Origin of the sequence: Streptomyces sp. NPDC056948 (assembly GCF_042674225.1) — a bacterium.
GTDB classification, from domain to species: domain Bacteria; phylum Actinomycetota; class Actinomycetes; order Streptomycetales; family Streptomycetaceae; genus Streptomyces; species Streptomyces purpurascens.
Genome location: NZ_JBHUQX010000028.1, coordinates 1 through 14,437, shown reverse-complemented (window position 1 = coordinate 14,437; position 14,437 = coordinate 1). Strand labels below are relative to the sequence as shown.

General features: G+C 71.9%; 4 protein-coding genes. All 4 read left to right on the top strand.

Going from position 1 to position 14,437, the window contains the following annotated elements; all coding sequences use genetic code 11:
* Nucleotides 1–15 precede the first annotated feature (15 nt).
* The 4 genes from ACFTZL_RS05880 to ACFTZL_RS05865 all read left to right on the top strand — a co-directional run bounded on the left by ACFTZL_RS05880 (nucleotide 16) and on the right by ACFTZL_RS05865 (nucleotide 14,409).
* The gene (locus ACFTZL_RS05880) at nucleotides 16–2,169 is read left to right on the top strand and encodes a glycoside hydrolase family 127 protein (RefSeq protein ID WP_382578758.1); all 2,154 of its coding nucleotides are present in this window, start codon (nucleotides 16–18) and stop codon (nucleotides 2,167–2,169) included.
* Nucleotides 2,170–2,507: 338 nt separating this feature from the next.
* Complete coding sequence (locus ACFTZL_RS05875; protein ID WP_382578755.1) at nucleotides 2,508–3,770, top strand: MFS transporter; 1,263 nt, start codon at nucleotides 2,508–2,510, stop codon at nucleotides 3,768–3,770.
* Nucleotides 3,770–7,081: a type I polyketide synthase gene (locus tag ACFTZL_RS05870; protein ID WP_382578754.1), complete on the top strand. Its 3,312-nt coding sequence runs from the start codon at nucleotides 3,770–3,772 to the stop codon at nucleotides 7,079–7,081. The genes ACFTZL_RS05875 and ACFTZL_RS05870 overlap by 1 nt, the downstream gene beginning before the upstream one ends.
* On the top strand, nucleotides 7,078–14,409 hold the full coding sequence (locus ACFTZL_RS05865) for a MupA/Atu3671 family FMN-dependent luciferase-like monooxygenase (RefSeq protein WP_382578752.1): 7,332 nt from the start codon (nucleotides 7,078–7,080) through the stop codon (nucleotides 14,407–14,409). Before ACFTZL_RS05870 ends, ACFTZL_RS05865 begins: the two co-directional genes overlap by 4 nt.
* The last annotated feature ends 28 nt before the right edge of the window (nucleotides 14,410–14,437 follow it).

The following is a 14,437-nucleotide window of genomic DNA, read 5'->3' as shown; positions in this document are numbered from 1 at the left end:
CGATCGGAGTGCGCCATGTTCCAGCCACCCACCCGACGCCGCGTGCTGAGCCTGACCGCCGGCGCCGCGGCCACAGCGACCCCGCTCATCGCCTCCGGCCCGCCGGCCCAGGCCGCCCCCGCCGGCCCGATCGCCGAGGCCGCCGCGCGAGCGCTGCCCGCCCAGCCGACCTGGGCGGTCCGGCCCTTCAGCCTGGATCAGGTCACGCTCGGCGGGGGCGTCTTCCGGGCCAAGCGCGACCTGATGCTCGACTATGCCCGCGCTTACCCGGCCGACCGCATCCTGGCCGTCTTCCGCGCGAACGCCGGACTGGACACGCGCGGCGCACGGCCGCCGGGCGGCTGGGAAACCGCCGACGGCAATCTGCGCGGCCACTACGGCGGCCACTTCCTCAGCCTCATCGCACAGGCGTACGCCGACACCCGCGAAGCGGCCCTCAAGGCCAAGCTCGACTACCTGATCACGGCCCTCGGCGAGTGCCAGCAGGCCCTCGCCGAACACGGCGATCCGAAACCCAGCCACCCCGGCTACCTGGCGGCCTACCCGGAGACCCAGTTCATCCTCCTGGAGAGCTACACGACGTACCCCACCATCTGGGCCCCGTACTACACCTGTCACAAGATCATGCGCGGTCTCCTGGACGCACACACCCTGGCCGGCAACCAGCAGGCGCTGACCTTCGCCGCGAAGATGGGCGACTGGGTGCACAGCCGCCTGGGCCGGCTGCCGAAGGCGCAGCTCGAACGCATGTGGTCGATCTACATCGCCGGTGAGTACGGCGGCATGAACGAGGTCATGACCGACCTGTACGCCCTCACCGGCCGGCCGGAACACCTCGCCGCCGCCCGCTGCTTCGACAACACCACGCTGCTCAACGCCTGCGCCGAGAACCGTGACGTCCTGGAAGGCAAGCACGCCAACCAGCACATCCCGCAGTTCACCGGCTACCTCCGCCTGTTCGACCACACGGGCGAGGAGACCTACGCCGCCGCGGCCCGCAACTTCTGGGGCATGGTCGAGGGTTCTCGCACCTACGCCCTGGGCGGCACCGGCCAGGGCGAGATGTTCCGCGCCCGCGGCGCCATCGCGGCGACCCTCGACGACAAGAACGCCGAGACCTGCGCCACGTACAACATGCTCAAGCTGAGCCGGCAGCTCTTCTTCCACGAGCCCGACCCCGCCTACATGGACTACTACGAGCGGGGCCTGACCAACCACATCCTCGCCTCCCGCCGGGACACCCCCAGCACCGACAGCCCCGAGGTCACCTACTTCGTCGGCATGGGCCCCGGCGTACGACGCGGATACGGCAACACCGGCACCTGCTGCGGCGGCACCGGCATGGAGAACCACACCAAGTACCAGGACTCCGTCTACTTCCGCTCCGCCGACGGCAACACCCTGTACGTCAACCTGTACCTCGCCTCCACCCTGCGCTGGCCGGAGCGCGGCCTCGTCATCGAGCAGACGAGCGACTACCCGGCCGAGGGCGTACGCACCCTGACCTTCCGCGAGGGCGGCGGCCGACTCGCCGTCAGACTCCGCATCCCGTCCTGGGCCACGACAGGCGTCACGGTCACCGTCAACGGAGCCCGGCAAGGGGGCCGGGCCGCACCCGGCTCCTACCTCACCCTGAACAGGAACTGGCGCCGAGGCGACCGCATCCGCATCTCGACGCCCTACCGCCTGCACATCGAAAGGGCCCTGGACGACCGGACCGTCCAAGCACTCTTCTACGGCCCGCTCCTCCTGACGGCCCAAAGCCCGGAGCAGCAATTCCGCACCTTCTCCTTCTACAAGGACTTCACGCTCCGCGGCGATCTGGCCGACGCGATCAAACCCGCGTCCCGGCCGCTGCACTTCACCACGCACAACCTCACCCTCGCCCCCTTCCACCTGGGCAACGACGCCCCCTACCACGCCTACTTCAAGCGCTCCGAACCCGTCATCGTGTTCGGCACAGCCGACTCGGGCGTCCCCAACCACGCCCGCCCCGACGGCCAGACCTTCCTCGACGCCCTCTGGCAACAGGCCCCCTTCCCGACCTCCGCCCACTTCGTGCGCGCCGTACGCACCCTCGCGGACCGCTATCTGTCCGAAGACCTGTTCACCCGCACCGAACGCGACCGCGTCATCACGGCAGCGAACAACGCGGACCTGCGCCGCTGACCGGCACCTCAGGCGGAGCGGACGACCGAAACAGCCGCTCCGCTCCGGAACGCTTCAAAATCGCCAAATCCGGACCGGAAGTCGTCTGGACCACTTCCGAGTCTTGAACACGCCTGTCCGGGTCTGCTTGGGTGGCGGATCAATGGCCGCCACCCGGCGGCGTATCGGGGGGAATGGTTTCTGTGCTGGGCCGGCAGCGGGGCATGAACACGCCGTACGACGGGCGACCTCACCGGCCCCTTCCGTCCGCCTGGATCCCGAACCGCCACTGAGCGGGTGGGCAAGGCGATTTCGGTCTCACACCATTCACACCCTTCATGCAGACCAGAGGAAGGTGCATGAGGTACTTCCGTCTGCTCGTCCTGGGCAACGGCATCTCGGCGTACGGCAGCTATCTGAACATGGTGGCGCTGAACGTCTTCGTCTACGACGCCACCGGCAGCGCGCTGGCCGCCGGCCTCTTCATGGCCGTACGCCTGGCGACAAGTGTCGTGTCGGGCTGGGTCAGCGGCCGGCTCGTCTCGGCCTACGACCGCAAGCGCCTGATGGTCGGCGCCGACCTGTGCCAGGCCGTGGCCCTGCTGTCGCTGCTGCTCGCCCCCGACGGGATACGCCCCGGACTGCTGTACGTCCTGGCCGTGATCACGGGCGGCTGCTCGACGCTCTCCCAGGTGGCCCTGCGCAGCAGCATCCCCGAGATCGTCGGCGTGGAGCACCGCGTCCGGGCCAACGGGCTGCTCGTGACCGGACGTTCGCTCGCCATGATCGCCGGCTTCGCCTCATCGGGCGTGGTCGTGGCGCAACTCGGCTACTCCGCGGCGTTCGCGCTGGACGCCGCGACCTTCCTGGTCTCCGCGACCATGCTCTTCCTGCTGCCCGTCCGCACCAGGTCGGCCACCGACCCCGCGGGCGCCGGCTCCGCGAAGGACTCCGGTGCCGCGAGCTGGACGGCCCGGATGCTGCTGGGCACCGCACCGATACTCATGGCGATGGTCGCCATCCGGGCGGTCGACGGGCTGGGCTCCTCGTCCCACAACGTGGCCCTCCCCATCTACTCCAGCAGCCTGGACCCCGACCATCCGGCCACGTTCATCAGCCAGTTCTGGGCCACATGGGCCATCGGCAACATCGTCGCCCAGCAGGTGATCGGCCGGTTCACCAAGAAGTCCGGACGGACACCGGGGGAGCGGGCGTTCGCACTCGGCGCCGTTGTGATGTCGGCCGGTTTCATCGTGGTCTTCAGCGGGCTGCCGACCGTGCCCGCCGTCATCGCCGCGCTCATCGCCGGAGCCGCCGACGGATTCACCGAGATCGTCTACGTGTCGAGGCTGCAGACCGCCCCCGACGAGCAGCGCGGCCGCCTCTTCGGGCTCACCGCCTCGGTGGAGAACTTCGGGTTCGGGCTCGGCATGCTCGTCAGCGGCGCGCTCCTGGAGGCCTTCTCGCCGCTCCAGGTGGTGGGTGCCTTCCACGGCCTCGCGATCGTGTTGTGCGTGATCCTCCTCGGCTGGCTTCTGCGCCGGGGCAGGACAGCACCCGACCCGCCCGCTGAGGAACCGGCCGGCCGTGACCAGCCGACGGTGACGGAGGGACGCGGCTGATGAGCACCAGCGAGCCCGACCCGCGGATGGCCGTCATCGGCATGGCCTTCCGGCTGCCCGGCGCCGACACGCCCGAGGACTTCTGGCGGATCATCCGGGACGGCACGGACCGCATCACCCGCTTCACCGACGAGGAACTCGCCGCCGCCGGTGTGCCTGCCGAGGAGTACGAGGCGGAGGACTTCGTCGGCGCCTCCGGGCTCCTCGACGACATCGCCGGCTTCGACGCCCAGCACTTCGCGATGAGCCCCCGCGAGGCCCAGCTCACCGATCCGCAGCACCGCATGTTCCTGGAATGCGCCCAGCACGCCCTGGAGAACGCCGGCTACCCGGACGAACGGGACGGCACCCGCGTCGGCGTCTGGGCCAGCACCGGCTACCACCTCTACACGATGCAGAACTACCTGCTCAACAACGTCCTGCCCAGCGGGCCGGTGCCCGACTGGACATCGGGCATGCAGATCACGGTCGGCAACTACGCCGACTTCACAGCCACCCGGGTCGCCTACCGGCTGGGCCTCACCGGACCCGCCGTCAACGTCCAGACGGGCTGCTCCAGTTCCCTGGTCGGACTGCAGTCGGCCGCGCAGTCGCTGATCATGGGGGACTGCGACATCGCCCTCGTCGGCGCCACCGCCGTCCACGTGCCGCAGGTCCTGGGCTACCGCTACGTCAAGGGCTCGATCCTGTCCCGATCCGGCCGCCTGCGGGCCTTCGACGCCGGCGCCGACGGCACCGTGGGAGGCACGGGCGTCCTGGCCGTGGTCCTGAAGCGGCTGGCGCGGGCGGTCGCCGACGGCGACACCATCCACGGCGTCGTCCGCGGCTGGGGCATCAGCAACGACGGCGCGGACAAGAAGGCGTTCACCGCCCCGAGCGCCCAGGGCCAGCGCGCGGCCGTCCGCCAGGCCCTGCGACGCGCCGGCGTCGGCGCCGACACCATCGGCTACCTGGAGACCCACGGCACCGGCACGCTCAAGGGCGACCCGATCGAGTTCGACGGCGCGGCCGGCGCCTACCGCGAGGACACCGACCGCGAGGGCTACTGCGCCCTCGGCTCGACCAAGGCCAACATCGGCCACCTCGACGCCGCCTCCGGACTGGCCGGCCTAGTCAAGGCCCTGCTGGTCCTGCGCCACGGTGTGATCCCGCCGATGGCGAACTTCAGCGAACCCAACCCCCTCATCGACTTCGACCGCAGCCCCTTCTACATCCCCGGGGCCGCCCGGCCCTGGCCGAAGAGCGACGTCCCCCGCCGCGCGGGCCTCACCTCACTCGGCGTGGGCGGCACCAACGTCCATCTGATCCTGGAACAGGCCCCCGAGCCGGCACCCAGGTCCGGCGACACCGCGCCTGCGGGTGTGCTGCTGGTCTCGGGGAGCAGCCGGGAGGCCCTCGCGGACAACGCCCGCGCCTTCCGCGACCGGTTACGTCAGCCGCCCGCACCGCACCTGGCGGACCTCGTCACCACCGCCGCCCTGGGCCGGGCCCACGGCCGTCACCGCCTCGCGGTCCGCGGCTCCACCCCGGCAGCCCTGGCCGAGGCCCTCGACGCCTGGCTCGCCGGAACCGCCCCGGCGGCGGTCATCACGGGGGCGGCATCCGGGGAGGGCACCCCGCGCGTGGCGTTCCAGTTCACCGGTCAGGGCAGCCAATACCCCGGAATGGCCGACGCCCTCTACGCGCGTTTCCCCGCCGCGCGCCAGGTGCTCGACATCTGCGAGCGGCACTACCGCGACCTCACCGGCGACTCCCTGCTCGACGCACTGCGCACGGCGGGTCCGGCGGACGTACCGGGGGAGGGGCCGCTCGGGGAAACGGACACCGCGCAGCCCGCGCTGTTCGCCCTGCAGTGCGCCCTCGTCCGGCTGTGGCGCGACGCCGGCGTCGAACCGTACGCCGTGACCGGCCACAGCGTCGGGGAGTACGCCGCGCTGTACGCGGCCGGGGCCCTGTCCCTGGAGGACGGTCTGCGCCTCACCACCGAACGAGGCCGGCTGATGCGGCAGCGCTGCGCACCGGGCGCCATGGTGGCGGCGCCGATCGACCGGGCGGCCGCCCTCACCCTGGCCGACGAGGTTCCCGGACTGGAGCCGGCCGTGAGCAACGGAGACCGGACCCAGGTGCTCGCCGGGCCCGTCGCCGCCGTCGACCGGGCGTGCGCGCTGCTGGACGAACGCGGCACACCGGGGCAGCGGCTGCCGGTGACCCGCGCCTTCCACACGGCCTTGATGGAACCGATGCTGGCGGAGTTCGAGAAGGTCCTCGACGACGTGGACTTCCGGCCGGTGCGCATCCCGTTCGTCAGCGCCCTGGACGGTGCGACCCGCCCGCCCGGCTGGACGCCCGACACGGGCTACTTCATACGGCACACCCGCGAACCCGTCCGCTACGACGAGGCGTTGCGCGGCATCGGCACCGAATCGCCCGGCGTCCTGCTCGAGATCGGGCCGCACACCACCCTCAGCGGTCTGGCCCGCCGGGCCCTGCCCGACGTACCGGCGCTGCCGTCCCTGCGGCGCGGCACCGGACTCGGCGCCCTCTGGGGTGCGGCGGCGGGACTGCACTGCGCCGGAGCGGACGTCGGCTGGGAGGCGCTCCTGGCGGGCAGCGGTGGCAGACGCATCCCACTGCCCGGCTACCGATTCCAGCACAAGGACCACTGGATGGGGCACCGGTCGACGCCCCTGAGCACGAGAACAGCAGCGAGAAAGGGAACCGAAGTGGTGCAGCAAGAGGCAGCGGTCGCACGGGTACTCCAGAGCATCGTCGAGGCGACCGCCCGGCACCTCGGCGGGGATCCGTCGGCGATCGTCGGCGACGCGAACTTCTTCGACCTCGGCGCCGACTCGCTGCAGATGATCAGCGTGCTGCGGGAGCTGGAACAGGCGCATCACGTCAAGGTGACGATGAGACAGCTGCTCGAGGAGACGGGCACGCCGCGTCGGCTGGCAGAGTTCATCGTCGCCCACATGCCGGACGCGACCGGGACAGCGCCGACCGAATCCCCGGCGCGGAGGGCCGAGCCGACGCAGCCCGCCACACCGGCACCCACTCCGGAGCCTGTCGCACCGGCACCCGCATCCGCACCCGCTCCAGAGCCCGTCCCACCGGCACCGACTCCGGAGCCTGCCCCCGCCGGCACGGCCTCCGCTCCCGAGTACGCGACCCGCGAGGAGCTGGAGGACCTCGCCCACAAGATCCAGCAGATGTCCCGGATACAGCTCCAGATGATGTCCCAGCTCTCCCAGCTCCTCGCCCTCCAGACCGCCCAGGTGACGGACCGGCTCAACGGCAAGGTGGCCAAGTGACCGGGCTGAACGGCATATCCGCGGCGCTGGACCAGGACCTGGCGGCGATGACGGAACTGTCGCGGCGCATCGCCGAGCAGATGGGCGGGACCGCCGCTCCGGCCCCGCAGCCGCCGCCGGTCCACGGGCCCCGCGTGACGGTCGCAAAAACCTCCGGCATGGTCCAGGACGTCTCGCCGCACACCCAGCAGGAGCACCTGACCGACCTCGTACGCCGCTACACCGCCAGAACGCCGACCTCCAAGCGGATCGCCCAGCGCTACCGCCGTGTCCTGGCCGACAGCCGTGCGGTCGTCGGCTTCCGCAGCGGCACGAAGGAGATGCTGTACCCCATCGCCGGCCGTCGGGCGAGCGGGGCACGGCTCGAGGACGTCGACGGCAACGAATACGTCGACATCACCATGGGCTTCGGCGTCCTGCTCTTCGGCCACGAGCCCGACTTCGTCACCGAGGCCGTGCGCGAGCACCTGTCCCGGGGCATCCAGCTCGGCCCCCGCACCATCGAGACCGGCGAGGCGGCGGAACTCCTCGCCGACCTCACCGGACTGGAGCGGGTGGCCTTCGCCAACTCCGGCACGGAGGCGAACTCGGCGGCCATCCGCCTCGCCCGCGCCGCCACCGGCCGCGACAAGATCGTCTCGTTCCTGGGCGCGTACCACGGCCACGCCGACAACGTCCTGGGCCGGTCCTCGAACAGCGGCTCCGACCAGATCACCGTGCCCGTCTCCCGGGGCATCCCGCAGGCCGCCGTATCCGATCTGCTGGTCCTCGACTACGGCAGCGACGCCGCTCTGGAGACGATCGCCCGGAACGCCGGCGACATCGCCGCGGTCGTCGTGGAGCCGGTGCAGAGCCGACACCCCGAGCTCCAGCCGGTCGAGTTCGTGCGCAGGCTGCGGGAGCTGACCCACCGCCACGGCATCGTGCTGCTCTTCGACGAGATGCTGACCGGCTTCCGCCCCGCCCCGCGCGGCGCGCAGGAGCTGTACGGAGTGACCCCGGACCTCGCCACCTACGGCAAGCTCCTCGGCGGCGGCTTCCCCATCGGCGCCATCGCCGGTCGCGCCGACATCATGGACGGCGTGGACGGCGGCCACTGGTCCTACGGTGACGACAGCTACCCGCCCGCCGACACCACCTTCTTCGGCGGTACGTACATCCAGCACCCGGTGTCGATGGTCGCCGCCCGCGCCGTGCTGACCCACCTCAAGGAGCACAGCCCGCGCCTCCAGGAGCGCCTCAACGCGCGTACCGCCGAACTGGCCGCGACGCTGAACGGCTTCTTCGAGGCCGAGGAGTACCCGCTGCGGATGAGCCACTTCGGCTCCCAGTTCCGCTTCGAGCACCGCGCCGACATGGAGCTGCTCTACCACCACCTGATGCTGCGCGGCGTGCACGTGTGGGAGTGGCGCAACTTCTTCCTGTCCACCGCCCACTCGGACGGCGACATCGAGTTCGTCGCCGACGCCGTACGGGACTCGCTGCGCGAACTGCGGTCGGCGGGCTTCTTCCCGGGGACGCGGCCCGTGGCGCCGAAGACAGCACCGCAGAAGACAGCACCGCCGAAACCGGCACCGGCCACTCCCGCACCGACAGCCGCCCCTGTGGCCTCCATGGCCTGGAACGCCGCGGCAGTCACCGCACCTCGCACGGCACCCGCGAAGGAAGCCGCACCCCGTACGGAACCCACGCAGGAAGTCGTCCCGCGCACGCCCGACTTCAGCGTCTACTTCTTCGGCGACTACCCGCAGGACACCTCGGCACCCCGCCAGGGCCAGTACGAACTCCTCATGGACGTCGCCCGGTTCGCCGACCGGCACGGTTTTCACTCGCTGTGGATGCCCGAGCGGCACTTCCACTCCTTCGGCGGCCTCTTCCCCAACCCGGCGGTGCTCGCCGCCGCGCTGTCCCGCGAGACCGAACGCATCCGGCTCAACGCGGGCTCCGTCGTCCTGCCCCTCCACGACCCCATCCGGGTCGCCGAGGAGTGGTCGATGGTCGACAACCTCTCCGGAGGCCGCGTCGGCATCGGAGTGGCCAGCGGCTGGAGCGCCAACGACTTCGTCTTCTTCCCCGAGCGTTTCGGCCGGCACAAGGAGCTGATGTACGAACAGCTCGAAGAGGTACGGAAGTTGTGGCGCGGCGACGCCATGCACCGGACCAGCGGGGACGGCGAGGCCGAGGTACGGCTCTTCCCCCGGCCGGTGCAGGACGCCCCGCCCATGTACACCGCGGTGGTCGGCAACCCCGCCTCGTACGAACGCGCCGCCCGCCACGACCTGGGCATCGTCACCAACCTGATGACCCAGACCGTCGAACAGCTCCGGGACAACATCGCCCTCTACCGGCGCACCCGGGCCGCACACGGCCTGGACCCGGACGCCGGGCGCGTGGCCGTCCTGCTGCACACCTACCTCGCCGACGACCACGACACCGCGCGGACCGAGGCGTACGAACCGCTGTCCCGCTATATGCGCGCGTCCCTGTCCGTGTTCAGCGGCGTCACCAACAGCCTCGGGCACAGCATCGACCTGGCCGAGCTGAGCGAGGACGACCTGGATGCCGTGTTCCGCCGCGCCTACGGCCGCTACTGCGACCAGCGCGCCCTGATCGGCACGGCGGACAGCGTACGGCCGGTGGTGGACGCGGTGACCGCGGCCGGCGCCGACGAGATCGTCGCCCTCGTCGACTTCGGCGTCACGGAGGACGCGCTGCGCGGGGGACTGCCGCGCCTGGACGCCCTGCGCCGCGAGTACGGTCGGTCGACCCCCGCCTCCACCGCCTCTTCAGTCACCGAACCCACCCCCGCCGACGCACCCTTGTCGCCCGGCCAGGAGCGGATCTGGTTCCTGGAGCGCTTGCTGCCCGGCCGCACCGCCTACAACGAGATCAAGGCGATCCGCCTCGACGGCCCCCTCGACGTAGCCGCCCTGCGCGCGGCGCTGCGCGGTCTCGTCGCCCGGCACGAGGGCCTGCGCACGGTCTTCCGGGAGACCGGCGGCGAACCCCGGCAGGTGGTGCGGGCCTCCGCCGAGCCCGACTTCGAACTCGTGGACGCCACCGGCAGCCCTCGGAGCACCCTGCGGCAGATCCTGTCGGCCGAGAGCGCACGCCGCTTCGACCTGGCGGACGGCCCGCTGTTCGTCACCCGGCTGGTGAGGCTCGCCGAGGCGGAGCACGTCCTCGTCCTGTCCCTGCATCACATCGTGGTCGACGCGGCCTCCGCCACCGTTCTCGCCCGCGACCTGTCCGCCCTCTACCGGGCCGCACGCGAGTCCACCACCCCCGGCCTCCCGGATCTCACCTGGAGCTACGCCGAACACGCCCGAGAACTGGCGGCGTCCGCGAACAGCCCTGAGGCCGAGGAGGACCTGGCCTACTGGCGCCGCACCCTCGGCGGCGAGCTGCCCGTCCTGGCGCTGCCGACCGACCGGCCGCGCCCCGCGACGATGACCTCCAACGGCCGGGCCGTCTTCCACACCCTCGACCCGGAACTCTCCCGCCGCCTGCGCGAGTTGAGCCGCACCCGCCGCAGCACCCTGTTCATGACCCTGCTCGCCGGATACGCGACGATGCTGCACCGGATCACCGGACAGACGGACATCGTCGTCGGCACCCCGATCTCGGACCGTCCCGAGCGGGCCGAGCACCTGCTCGGCTTCTTCGTGAACACCCTCGCGCTGCGCCTCGACCTGTCCGGAGACCCCGCGTTCTCCGCGCTGCTGGAGCGCGTGCGCACGGTCGCCCTCGACGGGTACGACCACGCGCGGGTGCCCTTCGAGACGGTGGTGCGCGAGCTCGCCCCGACCAGGGCGGTCGACCGGACACCGGTGTTCCAGGCCTTCGCCGAGTTCCAGCGCGCCGAACCGTTCCGCTTCGACCTGCCCGGCATCGAGGCCACTCCCCTGGACGCCGGCCCGGACAAGTCCCTCACGGACCTCACCGTCTACTTCACCGACCAGCCGCACGGCATCCGCTGCCATCTGGAGTACAACACCGACCTGTTCGACCAGCACACCGTCGAGCGGTTCTTCGCCACCTTCCAGGACCTGCTCACGGCCGCGGTCGACACCCCCGAGGCACCCCTGTCACTGCTCGCCCCCGCTGCCGTCGACACGGCGGCCGAGGGCGACCCCGTACCGCGGTCCTGGCAGCACGGCCCTTCCCGCCCGTCGGCGGACACCACCGTCCACGCCCTCTTCGCCCGGCAGGCAGCCGCGCAGCCGAACAGCACGGCGGTGATCAGCGGAACCTCCCGGCTGACCTACCGCGAACTGGACGACCGCGCGGAGCAGTTGGCCTGCGCCCTGCGGGCCGCGCACACGTCGGGCGGCGACGAGGCGGGGACGGTGGCCCTGTGGCTGCCGCGTTCCGCCGACCTCGTCGTCGCCATGCTCGCCGCGCTGAAGACCGGACGCGCCTACGTCCCGCTCGACCCCTCCCTCGGCCGGGTGCGCGCCGAGCAGGTCATCACCGAGTGCGGGGCCCGGACGCTGGTGTCGACGCGCGAAGAGGCGGCGGCCCTGAAGCTCCCCGGGCACGTGACCGTCGTACCGCCGGACGCGACCGCACCGCGCCGGCAGGACGTCGCGGCCACCCCCGACGACCGCTCCCCGTGCTGCGTCCTCTACACCTCGGGCAGCACCGGCACGCCCAAGGGCGTCGTGGTGCCACACCGCGGTGTCGTCGACCTGTGCGAGTGGCAGCACCGGCGCTTCGCCTTCACCCAGGCCGACCGCAGTGCCGTCGTGTGCAGCCAGAGCTTCGACGCCTCGCTCCTGGAGATCTGGCCGGCGCTGACCGCGGGAGCCTCGATCGTCATCGCAGGCGAGGAACTGCGCCGGGATCCGCGGTCCCTGGCCCGGTGGTACGCCGAGCAGGGCATCACCTTCTCGATCCTGCCCACCGCCCTCGGCGAACAAGTGCTTCGCCTGCCCCCGGCCGATCAGCCGCCCCTGCGTCACCTGCTGCTCGGCGGCGATGTGCTGCGCACCAGGCCGCGACCCGAGGCGCCGTACGAGACGGTGAACGTGTACGGGCCCACCGAGGTCACCGTGCTGTGCACCACGCACACCGTGCCCGCACAGGGCGAGGCCCCCGCCGCCGCGATCGCGCTCGGGCGCCCGGTCGACAACGTGAGGCTCAGCGTGCTCGACGCGTCCGGCACCCCGGTGCCCGTCGGCACGGTGGGGGAGTTGTACGTCGGCGGCCCCGGCGTGGCCCTCGGCTATCTGCACCGCGCCGAACTCACGGAGGAGCGCTTTCTGCCGGACCCGCTCGGCGGCCCGGACGCCCGCCGGTACCGTACCGGCGACCTGGTCCGCTGGAGGGGTGACGGGATGCTGGAGTTCTGCGGCCGGGCCGACGACCAGGTGAAGGTCCGGGGCTTCCGGGTCGAGCCGGAAGAGGTCTCCCGCGTGCTCAACGCCCTGGACGGGGTGCGCGAGGCGGCCGTGCTGGCCCGCCGCAACGACCGCGGCGAGGCCTACCTCGCGGCCTACGCCGTCCCCGCCGACCCGATCGGCACGGCGGCCGACGACCGGCAGGCGTTCGCCGACCTCGTGGCCGAGGAACTGGCGGCCCGGCTGCCGGAGTACCTGGTACCGCGTGCCTGGCGGGTCCTGCCGGCCCTTCCCATCTCGGGCAACGGCAAGCTGGACCGATCCGCGCTGCCGGCGCCCGACCTCGTCACCACGGCCCCGAGCCCCGGGCCGGGCACCACCGTCGGCGATGCCCCGGAGGCCGATCACGGCACCGACGTCGAGCGGCGTGTACGGCGGCTGTGGGCGGACGAGTTCGGCATCGACGCGGACGGCATCGCGGCCGACGCCTCGTTCTTCGACCTGGGCGGCCACTCGATCACCGCGATGCGGCTGGTCAACCAGGTCCGGGAGGAGTTCGGCACCGACTACCCGATGCTGAGCTTCTACCAGGAGCCGACACTGCGGGCCATGACGGCCCAACTGGCCCTGGCGGTCCGCGAGATGCCGTCGGGCCCGGGCTCCGAGTCCGGCGAAGGACCCGGCTCGGTGGAACGCCGGGCACCCGCCACCGCTCAGCAGTCCCGTTTCGCCAAGGTGCACGCCGAACACCTCCTGCCCCAGGTCTTCAACGTCGCCCTGCGGATCACCCTCTCCGGAGACCTGGACGTGGCGGCCCTGCGCACGGCCCTGACCGGCCTCGTCGAGCGGCACGAGGGACTGCGGACCCGTCTGGCCCCCAGCGGGGACGGCTGGGAGCAGCAGGTGCTCCGGCCCGGCGCGGTGGAACTGCCGATCGAGGACCTCACCGCACAGCCCGCCGGGGAGCGGCGGACAGCCCTGGACATGGCCGCCACGGAGGCCACCGAAACACCGATCGACCCCGCCCACGACACGCCGATGGCCGTGCGCCTCCTGCGCACCGGCGAGAGCACCTGGGTCCTGCTCCTCGTCCTGCACCACTCCGCCTGCGACGGCTGGTCCGTCAGCCTGCTGCTGAAGGAACTGGCCGCGCTCTACGGCGCCGCCGTGCGGGGCGAACCCCACAACCTGCCTCCCGTCCAGTGCCAGCCCGCGGAGTACGCCCACTGGCAGCAGGGCCAGGCGGACCAGGCCGCCGACGAGCGCAAGCTGCGGTTCTGGCTGCGCGAACTCGACGGAGTGCCCTTCAACGTCGACCTGCCCCTGGACCGGCCCCGGCCCGAGAAGGCGAGCGGCCGGGGCGGCGCCGTGATGTTCACCGTGCCGGCCGAGGTGCGGACCGCAGTGGAGCAGTTGGCGCGGCAGCGGGGCACGACGCCCTTCGTGGTCACGGCGGCGGCCCTGGGCCGGCTGCTCGCGCGGAAGGCCGGGCAGACCGACGTCGTGTTCAACATCTCCTACGCCAACCGTGAACGCCGCGCGTTCGAATCCCTGCTGGCCTGCACGATCACCGGTTTCGCACTGCCCGTGCGCGACGGAGCCGCCGGTTCCTTCGCCGGCCTGACGGACCGCGTCGCCCGCACGGCGGTGGAGTGCATGGACCGGGCCATGCCGGTCCGCCTGATCGCCCCCGCGCTGCAGGAACGCACGGGCGTGGCCGTGCCGGACCGGCTGGACGTCGGCTTCGCGTACCAGAGCTCTCTGGACGCCGAGATCGAACTGCCCGGGCTGACCACGGCCATCGAGGATCTCGCGCCCGCGGCGTCCCGCACGGAACTCACCTTCGGCCTCGTCCCGGCCGGGGACCGGCTCCAGGGCTTCGTCGAGTACTCGGCCGACCTCTGGGACCGCACCACGATCGAGGGCTGGACCCGCGACTATGTCGCCCTCCTGCGCGACGAGACCGGCAGCGCGCTCGGGGGCTGACCCCGGTCCGTGTCGCCGCCCCTCGGGG

Coding starts and splice junctions, on each gene's coding strand:
- ACFTZL_RS05880 (WP_382578758.1), top strand. CDS start 16: ATGTTCCAGCCACCCACCCGACGCCGCGTGCTGAGCCTGACCGCCGGC.
- ACFTZL_RS05870 (WP_382578754.1), top strand. CDS start 3,770: ATGAGCACCAGCGAGCCCGACCCGCGGATGGCCGTCATCGGCATGGCC.
- ACFTZL_RS05875 (WP_382578755.1), top strand. CDS start 2,508: ATGAGGTACTTCCGTCTGCTCGTCCTGGGCAACGGCATCTCGGCGTAC.